Annotated in this window: 19 protein-coding genes; 9 read left to right on the forward strand and 10 right to left on the reverse strand. The window is 61.8% G+C overall.

Annotation, left to right across the window (positions count from 1 at the left end; genetic code table 11):
- Positions 1-103 precede the first annotated feature (103 nt).
- Positions 104-979: a LysR substrate-binding domain-containing protein gene (locus M0954_RS08145; RefSeq protein ID WP_122156085.1), complete on the forward strand. Its 876-nt coding sequence runs from the start codon at positions 104-106 to the stop codon at positions 977-979.
- Positions 980-1,024: 45 nt separating this feature from the next.
- Here M0954_RS08145 and M0954_RS08150 read toward each other — a convergent pair whose 3' ends face one another.
- Positions 1,025-2,107, reverse strand: coding sequence for a calcium:proton antiporter (locus M0954_RS08150; protein ID WP_123387189.1), 1,083 nt, complete (start codon positions 2,105-2,107; stop codon positions 1,025-1,027).
- A gap of 153 nt (positions 2,108-2,260) precedes the next feature.
- Between M0954_RS08150 and M0954_RS08155 the strand changes: the two genes are divergently transcribed.
- Positions 2,261-3,415, forward strand: coding sequence for an acyl-CoA dehydrogenase family protein (locus M0954_RS08155; RefSeq protein ID WP_297352574.1), 1,155 nt, complete (start codon positions 2,261-2,263; stop codon positions 3,413-3,415).
- 106 nt (positions 3,416-3,521) lie between these two features.
- Here the strand turns inward: M0954_RS08155 and M0954_RS08160 are convergent, their stop codons facing one another.
- The gene (locus M0954_RS08160) at positions 3,522-3,878 is read right to left on the reverse strand and encodes a BON domain-containing protein (protein ID WP_122156083.1); all 357 of its coding nucleotides are present in this window, start codon (positions 3,876-3,878) and stop codon (positions 3,522-3,524) included.
- Between the two features lie 337 nt (positions 3,879-4,215).
- On the opposite strand from M0954_RS08160, the gene M0954_RS08165 reads away from it, so the two are divergent.
- Both M0954_RS08165 and M0954_RS08170 read left to right on the forward strand, forming a co-directional pair.
- Complete coding sequence (locus M0954_RS08165) at positions 4,216-4,857, forward strand: DNA-3-methyladenine glycosylase (protein WP_297352576.1); 642 nt, start codon at positions 4,216-4,218, stop codon at positions 4,855-4,857.
- A 279-nt stretch (positions 4,858-5,136) separates the two neighbouring features.
- Positions 5,137-5,493, forward strand: coding sequence for a DUF4148 domain-containing protein (locus tag M0954_RS08170; RefSeq protein ID WP_122156082.1), 357 nt, complete (start codon positions 5,137-5,139; stop codon positions 5,491-5,493).
- A gap of 260 nt (positions 5,494-5,753) precedes the next feature.
- Here the strand turns inward: M0954_RS08170 and M0954_RS08175 are convergent, their stop codons facing one another.
- Positions 5,754-6,194 carry a CBS domain-containing protein gene (locus tag M0954_RS08175; RefSeq protein ID WP_122156081.1) on the reverse strand — a complete coding sequence of 147 codons (441 nt, stop codon included), beginning with the start codon at positions 6,192-6,194 and terminating at the stop codon, positions 5,754-5,756.
- 280 nt (positions 6,195-6,474) lie between these two features.
- Between M0954_RS08175 and ribA the strand changes: the two genes are divergently transcribed.
- On the forward strand, positions 6,475-7,122 hold the full coding sequence (gene ribA / locus M0954_RS08180; RefSeq protein WP_122156080.1) for a GTP cyclohydrolase II: 648 nt from the start codon (positions 6,475-6,477) through the stop codon (positions 7,120-7,122).
- A 58-nt stretch (positions 7,123-7,180) separates the two neighbouring features.
- Here the strand turns inward: ribA and M0954_RS08185 are convergent, their stop codons facing one another.
- The 3 genes from M0954_RS08185 to M0954_RS08195 all read right to left on the reverse strand — a co-directional run bounded on the left by M0954_RS08185 (position 7,181) and on the right by M0954_RS08195 (position 9,082).
- Positions 7,181-7,495 (reverse strand): helix-turn-helix domain-containing protein, encoded by a 315-nt coding sequence (locus M0954_RS08185; RefSeq protein ID WP_123387191.1) that lies wholly within the window; start codon positions 7,493-7,495, stop codon positions 7,181-7,183.
- A complete protein-coding gene (locus M0954_RS08190; RefSeq protein WP_123387192.1) occupies positions 7,482-7,802 on the reverse strand; it encodes a type II toxin-antitoxin system RelE/ParE family toxin in 321 nt (106 codons plus the stop codon). The genes M0954_RS08185 and M0954_RS08190 overlap by 14 nt, the downstream gene beginning before the upstream one ends.
- 380 nt (positions 7,803-8,182) lie before the next feature.
- Positions 8,183-9,082, reverse strand: coding sequence for an NAD(P)H-binding protein (locus tag M0954_RS08195; RefSeq protein ID WP_297352578.1), 900 nt, complete (start codon positions 9,080-9,082; stop codon positions 8,183-8,185).
- 231 nt (positions 9,083-9,313) lie between these two features.
- Here M0954_RS08195 and M0954_RS08200 point away from each other — a divergent pair, with 231 nt between their 5' ends.
- Positions 9,314-10,231, forward strand: a complete 918-nt coding sequence (locus tag M0954_RS08200) for a helix-turn-helix transcriptional regulator (protein ID WP_297352580.1) — start codon at positions 9,314-9,316, stop codon at positions 10,229-10,231.
- A gap of 49 nt (positions 10,232-10,280) precedes the next feature.
- Here M0954_RS08200 and M0954_RS08205 read toward each other — a convergent pair whose 3' ends face one another.
- The 3 genes from M0954_RS08205 to M0954_RS08215 all read right to left on the reverse strand — a co-directional run bounded on the left by M0954_RS08205 (position 10,281) and on the right by M0954_RS08215 (position 12,639).
- Positions 10,281-11,123, reverse strand: a complete 843-nt coding sequence (locus M0954_RS08205) for an anti-sigma factor (RefSeq protein ID WP_122156041.1) — start codon at positions 11,121-11,123, stop codon at positions 10,281-10,283.
- On the reverse strand, positions 11,120-11,638 hold the full coding sequence (locus M0954_RS08210; RefSeq protein WP_122156040.1) for a sigma-70 family RNA polymerase sigma factor: 519 nt from the start codon (positions 11,636-11,638) through the stop codon (positions 11,120-11,122). The genes M0954_RS08205 and M0954_RS08210 overlap by 4 nt, the downstream gene beginning before the upstream one ends.
- A gap of 227 nt (positions 11,639-11,865) precedes the next feature.
- Positions 11,866-12,639: a transcriptional regulator gene (locus M0954_RS08215; RefSeq protein ID WP_297352582.1), complete on the reverse strand. Its 774-nt coding sequence runs from the start codon at positions 12,637-12,639 to the stop codon at positions 11,866-11,868.
- 182 nt (positions 12,640-12,821) lie between these two features.
- Here M0954_RS08215 and M0954_RS08220 point away from each other — a divergent pair, with 182 nt between their 5' ends.
- Entirely contained in the window at positions 12,822-13,877 is a 1,056-nt protein-coding gene (locus tag M0954_RS08220; RefSeq protein ID WP_297352593.1) for a catalase family peroxidase, read from the forward strand.
- The gene (locus tag M0954_RS08225; RefSeq protein WP_133894727.1) at positions 13,874-14,419 is read left to right on the forward strand and encodes a cytochrome b; all 546 of its coding nucleotides are present in this window, start codon (positions 13,874-13,876) and stop codon (positions 14,417-14,419) included. Before M0954_RS08220 ends, M0954_RS08225 begins: the two co-directional genes overlap by 4 nt.
- Positions 14,420-14,503: 84 nt before the next feature.
- On the opposite strand, the gene M0954_RS08230 is transcribed toward M0954_RS08225, so the two are convergent.
- Complete coding sequence (locus M0954_RS08230; protein WP_297352583.1) at positions 14,504-16,984, reverse strand: FAD-dependent oxidoreductase; 2,481 nt, start codon at positions 16,982-16,984, stop codon at positions 14,504-14,506.
- 261 nt (positions 16,985-17,245) lie between these two features.
- Between M0954_RS08230 and M0954_RS08235 the strand changes: the two genes are divergently transcribed.
- Positions 17,246-18,037 (forward strand): DeoR/GlpR family DNA-binding transcription regulator, encoded by a 792-nt coding sequence (locus M0954_RS08235; RefSeq protein ID WP_133894729.1) that lies wholly within the window; start codon positions 17,246-17,248, stop codon positions 18,035-18,037.
- Positions 18,038-18,056 lie beyond the last annotated feature (19 nt).

Raw genomic sequence — 18,056 nt, forward strand, 5'->3', positions numbered from 1 at the left:
CCGCGAAGTTTTTTGATCGCTTATGCTGAAGGCTCGCCGGGCGCGAGCAGCCCCCTCGCTGCGCGTTTTGGCGATGCGTTTTCCTGATACCCAGACTGGGCCCATGCGACGACTTCCCCCGCTGAACGCGCTGCAGATCTTCGAGACCGTGGCGCGCCACCGCAGCTTCACACGTGCGGCCGACCATCTCTGCCTGACGCAGGGTGCGGTCAGCCGGCAGATTCTCGCGCTTGAGGACTACTACAAGTTTCCGCTGTTCAAGCGTCAGGCGAAAGGCCTCACGCTCACGGCTGAGGGCGAGTTGCTGCTGCCCGCGGTGAAGGAGAGCTTCGCGCGTATCGAGGAAATCTCGTTGCGGCTCACGCGCCAGCGTACCGATCTGGCCTTGAAGGTGCCAACCTGCGTGATGCGCTGGATGCTGCCGAAAATCATGCAGTTTCAGGCCGAGTACCCGGATCTGCACGTGCAGATCACCACCACCTGGCAGCATGACGTCGATTTTCAGGTCGAGCCGTTCGATGCGGCGATCATTTATGGCTCTTCACCCGGCGCCGACGTACAGGCGTTGGCACTCTTCGAAGAGCGCCTGACGCCCGTGTGCGCGCCGGAACTGCTCAACGACAAGCCGCTCGATAGCGTCGCCGATCTGGCGCGCCATACGCTGCTGCACCCAACCCGCGATCACCGCGACTGGAAGATGTGGCTCGATCATGTGGAGGCGCGCGATATCGACGCCACCCACGGTCCGAGCTTCGATACGCTCGATCTGGCAACGAACGCAGCGTTACAAGGGTTTGGCGTCGCGATCAGCGACCTCGCGCTGATCGACGAGGACGTGGCGGCGAAGCGGCTGGTAAGACCGTTCGACACGGTGTTGACAACGGGGTGGCGCTACTACTTCGTCTATCCGGACTGTGTCGCGCATCAACAGAAGGTTAATCTGTTCCGCGAGTGGATTACGGAACATTGGACTGAGTGAAGCTGAAGGCGCTGCGACTTTACCGTGCGAACACACCGCAAGACCTCACGGCGCAAACGACAGAAACAGATACGCCGCAAACAGCGACAAGTGCACCGCTCCCTGCAGGATAGTCGTACGCCCGCTACTCAGTGTCAGGGTGCCGACCAGCAGTGTCAGCGCCAGCATGACCATTTCCTTGCCGTTGATGCCGAGTACGAGCGGCTGACCGGTCCAGAGGAACACCGCGGCCACAACGGGAATCGTCAACCCGATACTGGCGAGTGCGGAGCCGAGCGCCAGATTCAGGCTGTTCTGCAACCGGTCTGCCCGTGCCGCGCGCACCGCAGCGAGCCCCTCGGGCAACAACACCAGCGCCGCGATCACGATGCCCACCACTGCAGCTGGCGCGCCGATATTTTGCACGGCTGTTTCGACCGTCGGCGAGAGCAGCTTGGCGAGCAATACCACGGCCACCAGACAAACCAGCAGCAACACACCGGCGATCCCGGCCTGCGTCACGCTGGGCGGTTCGGCGTGAACGCTTTCGTCGGGCGTGGCGGCGAGAAAATAGTCTCGGTGCCGGACGGTCTGGACGAACACAAACACGCCGTACAGCACTAGCGACGAAATCCCCGCAAATGCCAGTTGCGACGACGACAGCAACGGACCCTCGCGCGTGGTGGTGAAATTCGGCATCACCAGCGTCAGCACCGAGAGCGACGCGAGCACGGCGAGCGTGGCAGCGGCGCCCCGTGCCTGGAAGTCCTGTTCGCGATGGCGGATGCCGCCCACCAGCAGACAGATGCCGACGATCCCGTTGCACACGATCATCACCGCAGCAAACACGGTGTCGCGTGCAAGGCCGGCTTTCTCTGGACCGGACGTTAGCATTACCGAGACGATCAGCGCGACCTCGATCACGGTGACGGCCACCGCCAGCACCAGCGTGCCGAACGGTTCGCCGACCCGGTGCGCGACCACCTCCGCGTGATGCACGGCGGCGAACACCAAAGCGGCCAGCGCCACACCGACGAGTGCCAGTATCACGCCGTATCCGGGCAGCGCAACGGCAGCGCCGAGTATGAGCCAGCCGGCGATGGGAGCGCCAATGGTCCAGCGGGGCAGCACGGGCGATGTTGTCGACATCCGGTCGTTTCCTTTTTCTAATGCTTATACAGTGAGGGCGAGGCTTGCCTGCGCATTGATGCAACCCGATGCAATGAACCAGGAGTACGCGCTAGTACATTAAACTATAACGAATATGTATCAATGGCGAACGCGTGTTTTGAAGGAGACGTTGTGATTCGAAGCCAGGAAACCCTGAATCTGTTGCTCGACAGCATTATCCGTTTTGTCCGTGAACGTCTGGTGCCGAATGAGGAAATCGTCGCGGAAACCGATCAGATTCCCGCCGCATTGCTGCAAGAAATGAAGGATCTTGGTCTGTTCGGACTATGTCTGCCCGAAGAGTATGGCGGCCTCGGCTTGACCATGGAAGAAGAAGTGCTGGCCGCGATCGAACTTGGCAAGACCTCACCGGCGTTCCGTTCGGCAATCGGCAGCAATAACGGCATCGGTTCGACGGGTATCGTGATCGATGGTACGCCTGCGCAGAAGGAGAAGTATCTGCCGCGCCTCGCCTCGGGCGAGCTGATCGGCTCGTTTTGCCTGACTGAGCCGGAGGCCGGTTCGGATGCCGCATCGCTCAGAACCAGCGCGGTGCGCCATGGCGATCATTACGTGCTGAACGGCACCAAGCGCTTCATCACGAATGCGCCGGAGGCCGGCCTCTTCACCGTGATGGCGCGTACCGATCCCACCGCGAAAGGCGCTGGCGCCATCTCCGCGTTCGTCGTAGAGGCGGGTACGGCGGGGCTGTCGCTCGGCAAGATCGATCGCAAGATGGGTCAGAAGGGCGCGCATACCTGCGACGTGATCTTCGACAACTGCCGCGTGCCGGTGGCGAACCTGATCGGCGAGAAAGAGGGCGTCGGTTTCAAGACCGCCATGAAGGTGCTCGACAAGGGCCGCCTGCATATCGCTGCCGTGGCGACCGGCGCGGCTGAACGCATGCTCGCGGACGCGCTGCGCTATGCCATGGAGCGCAAGCAGTTCGGCAAGGCGATTGTGGACTTCGAATTGATTCAGGCCATGCTGGCCGATAGCCAGGCGGAGATCTACGCATCGCGCTGCATGATCGTCGATGCCGCACGCCGCCGCGATACGGGCGAGCGGGTCACGAGCGAAGCGTCGTGCGCCAAGATGTTTGCGACGGAAATGTGCGGACGAGTCGCCGATCGTGCCGTGCAGATCTTCGGCGGAGCGGGTTATATGAGCGAGTATGGAATCGAGCGCTTCTACCGGGACGTGCGCCTGTTTCGCATTTACGAAGGCACCACGCAGATCCAGCAGATCGTGATTGCGCGTGAGTTGCAGCGCAGTTTCAACGGGTGAGGTGCGCGCGGGCTACCAGGCGCGAATAGACTGAAGCTGAATTTGAGGCCAAAAACGAAGCGGGCACAACCCCCGGTCCTACAGGGTTGTGCCCGGTCTGATGCGATTACTGACCGATCGCGCGGATCGTCAGGTCGTTCTTTACCGACGTCACGCCTGCTACGCCTTGTGCTGCCTGCGTAGCGATGTCGCTTTGACCTTGTTCCGGCACGGAACCTTCCAACGTCACTGCGCCGCTGCGAGCACGAACCGTGATGTTGTTCACGCTGAGACCCTTGGTTTTGGACAGAGCCTTACGCACGCTGCGTTGCAGAGCACGGTTGGAAGCCTTGGTCGACTTGGCGCTCGGGGCAGCCATCGCGCCCGATGCAGCCATTGCATCGCTGCTTTGTGCATAAGCGTTAAGGGACGCTACGACGATGAGCGCGCCGCCGATGACCTTCATTGCCTGGAATGCTTTCATTCAAGTTCTCCTGTTGTCATGATTCGTCACGGTTCCGGATGGAAACCGCAGGGTTGCACCAACGGTACTTCGGGATCAAATCTGAGTGAAACGATGTTGCGAGTGATGCAAACCTGTTTGCTGATCAAGCGGCCCGAGGCACCCGCAAGCCCGCGAGGGCTGTGGTACCGACCGGAATGTAACGATACCTTACTTGAAAGAATCCTGAACGCAAGCGTTTGCGGAAATGCTGCTTTTGCACAACGGACTGACCGACAATTGCAATAATCAGCAGATCATTGCGCCGCATTGCCCCCCCGCCTCTCGTTGCATGGGCACCTTTATCCGCCACCTTGCCATGACCGATACACCGCTTCCGATCCTGCCGCTGCGCCGTGACGACCTGCCCGTCGACACGGTCGAACTGGCCCGCTACATGGTCGGCAAGTATGTGGTGCATGACCTGCCCGAAGGACGCATCAGCGGGCGGATTGTCGAGACGGAAGCCTATCCGGTCGGCGATTCGACTTCGCATGCGTTTATCGGTCTGCGCGCCTATAACGCCTCGCTGTTTATGGCGCGGGGCCATGCCTATGTGCGGCTGACCTACGGGGTCTCGTACATGCTGAACATGTCCAGCGAGGAGGAAGGGACGGGCGCCGGCATCCTGATCCGGGCGATTGAACCGCTCGAAGGCCTTTCCCTCATGCAGGCGCGTCGTCCGGGCGTCAGTCTGCGCGATCTTGCCCGAGGACCCGGCCGGCTCACGATCGCGCTCGGCATCGCAGCAGCGTTCGACGGACGCGATCTGTGCACTGGCCACGATCTCTGGATCGGCCGTATGGAGGCAGAGGAGATGCGCGTGGCCGCGACCACACGCATTGGCCTGTCGCGCGAGATGCACCGTCTGTTGCGCTTTTATGAGCCCGGTAGCCCGTTCGTCAGCGGGCCGCGCAAGCTGCTGATGCCGCTCTCTCGCGTGCCCATTCGGTCTCTCTGAGCGGTCCAGCGGTCCTGTTTTCCGGAAGCTACGACCGGTTTAGAAAGCATTTGCTTAACAAATAGCTTGCGAAGCTTACGGAATTGGCAATTGCTACGCAATAATTGTCAGGTCGATGTGTTTTGCTCGGGTTCCCCACTTACTCTTGCGAATCTCGCAATTATATATCTCGAAATTAAGGGTTTTCCCTTGGAGCGGTGGTGGCTAGACTGGAACTACTCGCTTTTCACATGGTGTGTCAAGCGATGCAAAAAAAACCAAGTCTGGAGGTAAGCCATCATGAAGTCACTCATCCAAGCTGTCGCTATTGCCGCAATCCTCGCCGCTCCGGCCGCTGCGTTCGCGCAGGCAGCAGATACCAGCCAGCAGCCTATGACGCGTGCTGAAGTCAAGAATCAGTTGATCCAGCTGGAGCAAGCCGGCTACAACCCGGCAGAGGCTAATGACCCGAACTACCCGGCCGACATCCAGGCCGCCGAACAGCGCATCCAGGCTCAAAACCCGCCGGTAGCACAGCAGGGCGTAGCGGATACGACCGGCTATGGTCCGTCGACGAGCGGTTCGTCGGCTTCCGGCACCATGCAGCAGCCGGCGACCCCGACCGTGCCGAGCCAACGGATTTATGAAGGCCATTAATGTGGTTGCAGTCAGGCGGGCGGGTATGCAGGATGACTGGTTCGCAGTGAGATAAAGCGCTAAAAGGCGGGCACACCGGACGGTGTGCGTCGCCACACAATCGGGTGGGGTGCCGCTGCGATCGACGTGAATCGATGCGCGCGGCATATTCGCCGACACGAAAACGCAGGAACCTCCGCTGCCGCAAGGTAGCTTTGCCCAACCCTTGATGGCTTGGGCTTTTTTTGCGGCGGCGACCGTCGTGGCTACGCGGCGGAGGGTCAGGGATGCTCGCCCGTGATGTAGAACTCGAGCTGCTGAATCGTGAACTGCTGCTCGGCGATGATGTTCTTCACCAGATCGCCGATCGACACCATTCCCACCAGTTTGTCCTGATCGATCACCGGCAGGTGGCGCATGCGCCGCTCGGTCATGAGCGCCATGCATTCGTCGGTGGTCTGGGTGAGATGCACGAAGCGCACCGCGCGGCTCATGATGTCGCGCACCGGCGTGGCCTTTGACGCGCGGTCCATCAGCACGACCTTGCGCGCATAGTCCCGCTCCGTGACGATTCCGGCGATGCTGTCGCCCTCGGTCACAACCAGCGCACCAATCTGCTTGTCCGCCATGAGTTTGATCGCGTCATATACGGAATCATCTGCTGCAACCGTGTAGACGTCCCGATTCGGTTTGGATTTGAGAAGTTGCGCAACGCTAGTCATAGAGCGGCTCCATATCGCAGTGCAGCACGTCGCCTCGGACGCGCGGTCGGAAAGGACAGGCGATTCCAGTATAGGCCGCGTAGGGTCATCAGGCACTCATGGGCAAATCCCTGGTGTTGTGCTTCATACGGATGGCTGACGATGGAGAGGGTGGTTTGCCGGAGCCTGCTTCGCCGACAGGCACGTGTGCAGGTGAGCGGGGCCGATTAGCGGTAAACTCCAGTTCCGTACTTTATCCCCGGTTGTTCACGGGTTCATGTCAGTGCCTTTGTCTAACGCCATGCCCACGCCTCAAGATCTGTCGATTGCAGACGGCCAACATAACGGTGAATGCGTCATTCTCGACGCGGTCGCCACGCTACCCACCCGCTACGGCACATTTACGTCCTACGTTTTTCGCGTTTGCGACAGCGGCGCCGAACACCTCGCGCTAGTGATGGGCGACGTCGCCAACAACGAACCGGTGCTGACCCGCCTGCATTCGGAATGCCTGACGGGCGACGTGCTGGGCTCATATCGCTGCGATTGCGGCGAACAACTCGATCTCGCGTTGCGCTATATCGCCGCCGAAGGCCGCGGCGTGCTGCTTTATCTGCGTGGCCACGAGGGGCGCGGTATTGGCCTGTCCAACAAGATTCGTGCATATGCATTGCAGGAGCAGGGCCGCGATACGGTGGAGGCCAATCTCGATCTCGGCCTGCCCGACGATTCGCGTGAGTACGATTCAGCGGCGGGGATCCTGCGCACGCTGAAGGTCACTTCGGTCCGGTTGATGAGCAACAATCCGAAGAAGTTCGATACCTTGTCGGAACATGGCATTCCCGTGTGCGAGCGGGTCGCGCTGGCGATCCCGATGCGCGAGGAGAATGAGCGGTATATCCGGACGAAGCAGGTCAAGTTTGGGCATTACTTTGACGAGAACGAATAGGTAGAGCCTTGTTCGTTCGGCGAGCCCGGATGTGTGGGGGCTCTTTTCTCTGGACGCCTTATCTTGCTGCTAATTCCTCGATGAGCACTTCAGGGTGCCGCACTGCAATGTTCAGCAGCCGTTGGGCGGCTCCGGATGGTTCGCGCCGACCTTGCTCCCATTCTTGAAGGGTGCGCACCGACACGCCCAGCGCTACCGCGAACTGGCTTTGCGACAACCCCACCTTGCGACGAGCTTCGCTCGCGGCGCTAACCTGGACGGTGGTAACGCGGCCGACTTGTCCAGCCTTCATCTGCTGGACCGCCTGCAGCAACTCTGCACCGATATCGCGCGACTTGTCGCGTTCGATGAGCTCTTTTTCAGTCTTCGGCATGGTCAAGGGCCTCCTTGATGGCCTTGAGCGTATGAGCAGGGATGTTTTCCCGCACGCTTTTGGCGTAGATGGTTAGCAACCAGATTTCGCCATTCGCGAGCCGGTTGTAGTAGATGACGCGAACGCCGCCACTCTTTCCGCTGCCCTGTCGTTTCCATCGCACCTTCCTACATCCACCAGTGCCGGGAATCACGTCCCCAGAGTCTGGATGTTGGGCGAGCCAAGAACAGAATTCACCGCGCTCATTTTCGGTCCAATAGTCGGACACGCGTTGCTTGAACAGAGGCGTTTCGACAATTGTCAGCATCGGGGTTATTGTACGTCTTTGACGTATAGTCGGCAAGCGGTCGGCTGCGTTGTGGGGGGGCGGAATTTTCCGTGGCAATCGCGTGGTCCACGCCTTTCCCGGGAACTCGAGCGCCGCGCGGTCGAGTGGCTGATATCCCAAACGCGCGGGATGCGCGAGGCTTATGTGCAACGCGCGAAAACTTAGCAGGTCGGATGTTGGATGATGTAAAAATTGGTCAAGGCCTGTCGTTCCTGACCGAACAAGAATGCGCGTCGAGCCGTCGCGGAGGGTTGGGAGCGTGCGCTTCGAGTATTGGGTTGATTGGAAGATGGACGAGAGGAAGTGGGCCGCACCAGGCGCGGCCGCTGATGAGCGCAATCGTCCATCACCGTGCGCGTTCAGCTTGCTGCTGCCTCGACCCGCGGCAGCATCGCCGCCAGCGCCTCTGCTAGCCCCGTGGTCCCAAAGCGCCGTTCCCCCACGCCCGCTTCGACATCGATGCGGTCCGCGTTGTGCGCTTCGTAGAGATCCGTGATCAGCCGTGCGTGTTCGGTGCTGAGGCCGGCATGCAGCAGCATCGGTGTCCATGCCTCGCGCTGCAATGCCTGCGCGACCACCTCACGCCCGCTTAGCTCGCCGAGCGTGCGCGCGACATCGAGCGCGCTGATGCGCTGCGGCCCTTCGATACTGACGATACGCGGCGTAATCTCCCCGGCCGGGTCGTCGTCGAGCAACAGATCCGCGGCGAGCCGACCCACGTCCTGAGCCGAGACACTCGGAAAGCGTTTGTCGAGCGGGTGATGCAAGCTCGGCAGCACGCCTGCCTTCAGCGCGGCGGGCATCACACGTCCCCAGTTCTGCATATGTTCCGCTGCGCGCAGAAAGGTCAGATGGCTCTCCATCGGCTTTAACTGCGCCTCCAGGTGGTGAAACAGCAGCGTGATGCCGGTGCCGTGCTCCAGTTCCGCGCCATAATCTGACAATGCGAGGATCCGCGGCGGCGGGTTCGCTCGCAACGCGCTGACCGCGGTCTCGATCATGTGTCGCATCGAATCGGCGGGATGCGGATCGTTATGCGGTACCGGGCAGAGAATCTGCACCGCGTCTGCGCCCTCGATCGCTTTGGCGACGGAGGCACGATCCGTGAGGTCAGCTAACGCGATCTCGCAGCCGAGCTTTGCCAGCGCTTCGCCCTGGTGTTCATGGCGGACAATTGCCCGCACCGCACGGCCTGTATCACGCAGACGGGCCGCTGTGATGCTTCCCGCATTGCCTGCTGCTCCAAATATTACATACACGTTGCGCTCCTTGTGGACAGATAGGGTGTGGCCATCATAGGAGCGGCTAACAGGCAAAACGCACACAGATGGATTGAAGCGAGCAGATCTGGATGGTGGTTTTTGTGGCGCAAGGTGACGTTGATTTGCCGCTGCTTCGCGTGGCGGCATCATGCTTCACGCACATTAAGCGAGCCGCGCGAAAACGTCGCACAATGCAGGCAACATCTGTCGCCATCCTGGAGGGCTGCAATGAACGCCGCGATTCCTATCCCCGTGCCGCACTCCGGTTCCCGCATCAGTCTGCGATCGAGCGCTGGACTTGGCTGGCAAGGATTCGGCGCAGAACTGGTCAGTGTGGCCGCGGGGGTGCACCGGATTCCGGCTTTGCAACATCACCGGGTCGGCATACATGTCGGTACGCCGGTCAAGGCGCGCTGTCTGTGCAATGAACGCCGTCATGTGCGTTTGCAATCGCCGGGCGACACGGACGTGATTCCGGCGGGAGTCGACGGCCAATGGGCCGATGAAACCAGTTGCACGATCTTCAGCGTCTGGTTTGCCGACGCGTTCGCGCAGCGTACGTTAGAGCAAATGGATCTGCGTGGCAATCGGGCGGAGATTCGTCCGCAGTTCCAGATGCGCGATCCGCGTTTTCAGCATCTGGCCTGGGCGTTGCGCGCCGAACTCGAGGCGGATGATGCTTCCGATCCGCTTTACGCAGAAAGCCTCGCTACTGCGATGATCGTGCGCTTGCTCGAGGAGGCGCCGGCACTCGAAGGCAAGCGCAGTAAACGGCTCGCCCCGCGGACGGCGGCGCGGGTGGTGGAGTTTATCGAGGGTAATCTCGATCAGCGTCTCACACTCGCGGAACTGGCTGCGCTAGCCGATCTCAGTGTGCCGCATTTCAAGGTGCTGTTTCGCGAGACGCTTGGTATGCCGGTGCACCAGTACGTCGTGCAGCGGCGCGTCGAGCGGGCTCGGGCGCTGTTGCTGCAGGGCAGGTTAAGTGCGAGCCAGGTGGCGCTGGAAACTGGGTTTGCGCACCAGAGTCATATGGCGCATTGGATGAACCGGTTGCTGGGGATGACACCGCGGGATTTGGTGAGGAGTGGAGAAAGTCATGCGACGGCAGACGCCCAGCGCGGATCGAAATTGCGCTTGATGTAACGCTAGTCACCGGTCGCATAGCGTGCGCGGGGGTATGCCGCGCACTCCATCACCCCCCCTTCGCCGTCAACTGCGCATACACATCGTGCGAAAGCTGCAGCAGCACCTTGCGATCAATCCCGCCTGAGACCGCATACCCATAATCCCCATCCACCCAATAAAACACATTCACCGGCCCATCCTGATACAGCTTGAACGCGGTGGTGTTCGAATTCACCTTGCGATGTGAGATGCACAACGTCACCCGTTCGTCGCCAGGCCCGCGATACATGAACTGAGCAACCGGACCGTCCGCACCAGGCAAGATACGTCCACCGCTCAATTCAAACCCGCTTTTGTTGAGCAAGGGCGCATGAACATCGGTGCCGAGCTTGTTCGACAGCCATTGCACGAAATCCTGATCGTGGTCCGTGCCCGTGCTATCGGGCACCTGCACAGCGGGCATGTACACCACATGCGCCACCGCCGCCTGACGGGCAAGCCCATCGGACGCATCCGCACTGACCGGGCGCGTATCCGACGAGTTACCACCCATGCTCATGGAAGTGCCCATCGTGCCCGGCACTTCCTTGCCCATCTGCGTCCCCACGCCAATCCCCACACCCAGCACCAACGCCGCCGCCATGCCCGCAAACTGCGGCCAGTTCGCTGCGTCCAGCCAGCGACGCTTCGGTGCAGGCGGCTGCAGCCGCTTGGGCACCGGCTCGCTCAGCACGCGGTCGTAGCGTTCATGAAAGAGGTTGTTCAGCGAAAAGTAGTCGCTGACGCGTGCGGCCAACTCGGGGCTCTGCTCGAGTGCGCGCTCCACCTGGGCGCGGCGCTCGTCGGATAGCGTGCCGTCCACGTACGCGTGGAGGTCTTCTTCGCCGATTGGAGTCACTTGTTCGCTCATCGCACCACCTGTAATTTCGCACCGGGCTGCGTACCCGCCATCAAAGCCCTGAGTCGTTCACGTCCGCGTGAGAGCCGCGACATCACCGTGCCGATCGGGATATCCAAAGCGAGCGCCACGTCGGCGTAACTCATCTCTTCCAGCCCAACCAGCAACACGACCTCGCGCTGCTCGGTGGGCAAACGCTGCAACGCGTAGTCGAGATCGCGCATCTCAAGCGAGCGGGTCGCGTCCGCGGAGACCGCGAATTCGCTTTCCGCGACGCTTTCGTCGTCCACCGAAATATGCACGGCCCGCACCGAAGCCTTGCGCGCCTGATTGGCAAACACGTTGTGCATGATCGTAAATAGCCACGCACGCAGGTCGGTACCGGCCTGAAACATCGACGTGCGCCCTAACGCGCGCTCCAACGTGTCCTGCACCAGGTCGTCGGCCAGGTCCCGGTTGTTGATCAGCGCCCTTGCATAGCGGCGCAACCGCGGGACGTGCTCCATTAACTCATCACGGATGTCCATTGCCCTTACCAGTGAGTGCCCCCGAACCGCTCCCTCCCTGCCATGCCTGCGAAGGCGAAATCACCCGGTGGGAGACGGTCCGGCGCTTTCCTGCGAAATATGCCACGTCAGTCGCCCGCCCGGATGGGTTTGGACGATCGACGGCGTTCCAGGTGCAAACACGCCTGTTTACATTTTATTCCCGGCCTGACCGACGAACGGCAACAAGTTCTTTGTTCAGACAAGACCTAGCGCATCGTCATGAAATCGGCGGCGCGCATCAGGCCGTGTGCGTTAGCGGCGCCAGCGAGCACATAACGTTGCTGCCGGGCCGTCCAGCTGAGCAGCCGAAGCGTGCCAACCCGCCGGGCGCTCCACTGTGGCTGGGCCGCTGCGGCCGGCAGGGCGGGCGCGACCAGCAGCACGACCGGCTCACCCTGGGCGTTGAGATAGACGTATTCGGTTGCCCGGGCGAGGGCGCCGAGATTCAGTGTCCGGTGGCTAACCAGGTGCATACCGACCGGCACGAGATTGGGCGCTACGGGATCCGCTGCGGGGGATCCGACCGTCGGAGCCATCTTCGCGCCAAAATCCTCGCCCGCGGCCTGGGCCAATGCCATCACCGCGGCGTTGTCCAATGCGTCCTGCGAAACCTGGGAAGCCGCCATCCAGCCGCTTGTGGCCACCATGGCCAGCGCCAGCATGAGCGCCAACGCCAGCATGGCTCGCAGGGGATGCAGCCGGATCATCTGCATCCGCCGCGTCAGCCATCGGCCAGCGGCGGTATGGATGAAGCCCGACGTCGCCGCCGGAACAGGCGAGGGCTCATCGGTCGGCTGAAACGCATGCTGGACCTGCTGGTTCAGCTTGCCGTAGAACGCCACCCGGCGAGCTTCGCCCGGCCGCTTGCCGAGGTAGTGGCGCAAGTGGGCGGCGCGTTCGGGCGTGAGGAGGCCGTCGGCGTACGCCTGAATATCGGTTTCGGAGAGCGGAGGGTCGTGCCGCGAGTCATCGGATTTCATAAGGGTTGCGCTAGAAGTTTGCTGTTACTGGGCTAACACGATCGGGGCGCCTTTATTCCCTCACATGAATGCATTCGTGTCCGGAATAAACGCAGAAGACGTGTGTTCGCCGTCACGCAGACCCGCTTGAAAAGCCCAAAGGAGTCCTTGTGACAGATCCATCATTTCCTGCACCCGGTCGCATTTGCGTGCCATGCCGGCTCGCTGCGATCGGTGCCGTCGTGCTGACCGTGGCCGGCGGTTTCGCCTATGTAGCCGGCTGGCTTACACCCCAGCGCCTGACCACGCATCGCATCATCAACGCCTTTGAAGCGGACAACGGCAGCCATCCGGGCTTTCGTCGCAACCATGCAAAGGGTGTCTGCGTGTCCGGCGATTTTGACAGCAACGGCAACGCGTCCGCACTGTCGAGTGCGGGCGTGTTTGCGCCGGGGCTGACGCCGGTGATCGGCCGTTTTGCGATTCCGGGCGGCAATCCGTCTGCGCCCGACACCAGTGTGCCCATCCGCAGTCTTGCCCTGATGTTCACACAGCCCGATGGCGAGCAGTGGCGCTCCGGGATGAATTCAGTGCCCGTGTTCCCGGTCCACACGCCTGAGCAGTTCTATCAGCAACTGGTTGCCGCGAAGCCGGATCCGGTCACGGGCAAGCCAAACCCGGCAGCGCTTAAGGCATTCGCCGCCGCGAACCCGGAAACCAAACCGTTTCAGGCATGGGTCAAGGGCCATTCGCCGTCGTCGAGTTTTGCCAATGGGTCGTACTACAGCGTGAATGCATTCCGTTTCGTGGACGCCAACGGCCAGGCGCACGCCGTGCGCTGGGCGATGGTGCCTGAGACGCCGTTTGCGCCCATTACGGACGCGCAGAAGAGCACGCAAAATTTCCTCGACGCCGATCTCGCCCAGCATCTGCAGGACGGTCCGCTGCGCTGGCATCTGATCGTGACGGTGGCCGCGCCCGGCGACCCGACTGACGACGCCACCAAGATGTGGCCAGATGGGCGTCAGCAGATCGACGCCGGGACGCTCGTGATCGAGCATGAGACCTCGCAGGACGACGGTCCATGCCGCGACGTCAACTTCGATCCGACCGTGCTGCCCGCGGGCATCAAGACCTCGGACGATCCGCTGCTGGCCGCGCGTTCCGCGGCCTATTCGGTTTCGTATAACCGGCGCACTCGCGAAGAAGCGCTCGACCCCAACCTGCACCATCCGCAGCCGAACGGAGATCGGTCATGACGCCGACGCACAAGCATTTCAGCCCACTACAGAGACTACTGCACTGGACCATGGCGCTGCTGATCCTCACGATGCTGTTTGTCGGGATCGGCATGGTCGCGACCGTGTCGCATGCACACGATACGCTGATCGCAATTCACCGGCCGCTTGGCATCGCGATCCTGCTGCTGCTGGTGTTGCGCATCGGCGTACGGCTCAAGCGTGGCAGCCCGCCGCTGCCGGACGACATGCCGGCGCCGCAGCGCGTCGTCGCCAAACTCTCGCATCTCGTGTTGTATGCGCTGATGTTGGCGATGCCGTTGATCGGCTGGTCGATGCTATCGGCCGAGGGGTATCCGGTGACGTTGTTCGGCGCCGTCCATTTGCCGGCGATCATGCCGCATGATGTACGGCTTTTTGCCGCGCTGCGTGCATTGCATACGTACCTGGCCCTCGCGCTGTTTCTAACCGTGCTGGGTCATCTGGCGGCCGCGTTGTTTCATGGCCTGATCCGCCGGGATGGCGTGTTTTCGAGCATGGCACGCGGCGCTCGCCGGGCCTGAAAAACGCCGCTCACGTCGTTCGGACGTGGGCGGCGCAAGCAAAGCGCGGCGCGGTATGGCGTGGTGAGGTGCTGTGCGGAGCGGTCAGCTTTTGACGCGTTCCGAACGCGGATCGTATGGTGCTTTCAGATGAAGGGTGGCGGGCAACAGATCTCCGGCCACATCGATCTCGTATCGCCCGCTCGTCAGATACGCGGCATCGGCAATGCCGTCCGGGTTGTTGACATACCCCATCGCCGCCGGACAACCCAACGTATGACCGAAAGCCGCCGAACTCACGAAGCCGACTGGTTTGCCGTCGCGCAGGATCGCTTCGCCACCCCATAGCATGCGATCGGCGGCGCCATCAGCCGTGAGCACGACCATGCGTCGGCGCAGAGGCTCGTCACGCAGCTTGAGCAGAGCCTCACGGCCGCGGAAAGGAATTTTCTTGTTCAGCTTGCAGGCGAACGAGAGGCCCGCTTCGAACGGATTCGAATCCGGCGTCAGCTCACGTCCCCAGGCACGGTAGCCTTTCTCGATACGCAGAGAATCGATTGCGTAATAGCCTGCGTTGAGGAGGCCGAACGGTTTGCCTGCCGCATGCACCGTCTCGTAGACGCCCGCGGCAAATTCAACCGGTACGTACAGCTCCCAGCCCAGTTCACCGACATAGGTGAGCCGCGTGGCCCGCACGGTGGCATAGCCGATGTCCACCTCGCGGCTCTGGCCAAACGGGAACCCGGCGTTGCTCCAGTCCGCCTTCGAGATGCTTTGCAGCAGCTCACGCGAACGCGGGCCCATGACCGCCAGCACTGCATATTGACCGGTGACATCCACCAGCGTGCAGTGCTTGTCGTGCGGGATCGATTTCTCGATGTAGTCAAAATCACGCGTGGTTTGCGCCGAGCCCGTGACGATCAGGTATTGATCGGCAGCGAGGCGGGTCAGCGTGAAGTCGGACTCGTACGTGCCACGCTCGTTGAACATGCCGGTATAGACGGTGGTGCCCGGTGGAACGGCGACATCGTTGGCGACGATGCCTTGCAGTACGTCCTCGGTATCACGTCCCTTGACGAGGAATTTCGAAAACGACGTCATATCGAACAGCGCCACGCCTTCGCGGCAGGCGCGATGCTCAGCGCCGCTCCAGGGCAACCAGTTCTGCTGACCGAAGGCGTAATCGATTTTCGCTTCGGCCGCGCTCGGCGCGAAGAAGTTCGGCCGCTCCCAACCCATCTTGCTGCCGAAACATGCCCCCATGTCGCGCAACATCGGGTAGAGCGGCGAGCGGCGGAACGGACGCGCGCTATCGAGTTCGCGGTTCGGCCAGGGCATCGCGTAATGCAGGCCCAGCGTTTCCTTCACGCGGTCGTGCAGCCACGTGTCGTTGCCGTTGAAACGCGCAAACCGGCGAATGTCCACTGGCCACAGGTCCATGGTCGGCGTGCCGGAGACGATCCACTCGGCGAGCGCCATGCCCGCGCCGCCGGCCGAGGCGATCCCCATCGAATTGAAGCCCGCGCCCACGAAGAAGTGGCGCAGTTCTGGCGCTTCGCCGAGGATAAAGTTGTTGTCCGGTGTGAACGATTCCGGTCCGTTGTAGAACTGCCGGACTTGCGCGCTCTCGAGCGCGGGCACGCGCTGCAGGGCATTTTCCATCAGGATTTCGAATTGATCCCAGTCGTCGGGCAACAACTGGAATTCGAAATTCTCGGGGATACCGTTCATGCCCCACGGTTTCGCGTTCGGCTCGAAGCCGCCCATCACCAGACCACCGACTTCTTCCTTGAAGTAGATGAAGCCGTCCGGGTCGCGCATCACGGGGAGATCGGGATGCACGCCGGCAATCCGCTCGGTGACGATGTAGTAGTGCTCGGCCGAATGCAGCGGCACGGTCACGTCGCAAAGCCGGCCGACGGCCTTCGCCCATTGACCCGCGCAGTTGACGACGATCTCGGCGTCAATGGTGCCTTCGGCGCCGTCCTTGTTGTGCCACGCGAGGCCACTGACTTCGCGACCGCCCGGCGTCTGCCGTGTGTGGATCGCGGTGACGCGGGTGTTCTCGACGATCCGCGCGCCACGCGTGCGGGCGCCGCGGGCGAGGGCTTGCGTGAGGTCGGTGGGGTTGGCCTTGCCGTCACCGGGTAGCCAGACTGCGCCGAGCAGGTCGTCGGTGCGCATCACGGGCCACAGATCGCCCGCTTCTTGCGGGCCGATCACATCGCAGGTCACGCCATAGGCGCGGGCGACGGCGGCGGTGCGCTTGAGTTGCGTCATCCGCTCAGCCGTGCGCGCAACTGACAGCGAGCCGCATTGTTTCCAGCCGGTGGCGAGGCCGGTATCCGCTTCCAGCTCGGCGTAGAGCGCGGTGGAATAGCGAATCAGCTTCGTCATGCTTTCCTGGGCACGTAGCTGACCGACCAGGCCGGCGGCGTGCCAGGTGGTGCCGCAAGACAGTTGACCTTGTTCCAGCAGGACCACGTCGGTCCAACCCATTTTCGTCAGGTGATACGCGACGGAGCAGCCGACGATGCCGCCGCCGACGATCACAACCCGGGCGTGCTGGGGGAGAGGTGTAGACATCTTTTAGGTCCTGCTCGAGGAATGTGGATATGCGTGGAAATTGGTGTGCGTAGAGTGCAACAAAATGCCAAAAAACGCAACGATGTCACGTAAAATTCATCGGCAATGGATCTTTGTTTCACCATAAATTCCTTACAAAACAATGGATAAAAGCGCGAATAATCAAGTAACGGTGATTTGGTTGGATATGTGTGGAAATAGCTTCCCCAGACATGACGCCTTTGCTAGACTGGGCGCCACCCGCATCTTCCCGTCCCCGGTATGTTTTCGACCCAACGCCAATCCGAAATCCTGCGCATCGTGCGGGCGCAGCACACCTGCACGATCGCCGAGCTGGCCGACGTCTTCGCCGTGTCCGACGAGACCATCCGTCGCGATATCAAGCCGTTGATCGCCGAAGGGGTGTTACTGAAGGTGCACGGCGGTGTAATGCTGCCGGAGCGGCTCGACGAACCGCCGTTCCAGCGCCGCCTGCAGGAGAACCTCGAAGCGAAGCGGGTAATCGCGGCGCGCGTGGGCGATCTGGTACAGGACTGCGACTCGCTGATCCTCGATGGCGGTACGACCTGCGTCCATATCGCCCAGGCGCTGTGTGCCCGATCGCGCCTGACGGTCGTGACGAATTCCGCGGAAATTGCCCGCACCCTTGCGCCGCGCAACGGCAACCGGGTGTTCATCGCCGGCGGCGAACTGCGCGCCGACGACTCGGCCGCGTTCGGCGAAAGCGCGCTGGCGTTCATCCGCCAGTTTCACGTCCGCTATGCGTTCGTCTCGGTGACGGCAATCGACGCGCAAGGCCGCTTCATGGATGCGCAGCCCGATGACGTGTCGTACTCGCTCGTCGCTTTTGCGCAGGCCGAGCGGCGCGTGGTGGTGGCGGACCACGCCAAGTTCGGCCACAGCGCGCTCGTGCATGCGTTCGGCCCCGAGGCGTTCGATCTGCTGATTACCGATGAGGCGCCGTCGTCCGCGCTGGCGCAGGTGTTTGCCGCGGCTGATCTGGAGGTGAGCTTTGGCACGCCGGCGGACGCTGCGGCCGGCGTCGCGCTCTGAGCGATCCGGCCGCGGCACA

The organism is Paraburkholderia sp. (assembly GCF_026225065.1).
Classification (GTDB): Bacteria; Pseudomonadota; Gammaproteobacteria; order Burkholderiales; family Burkholderiaceae; genus Paraburkholderia.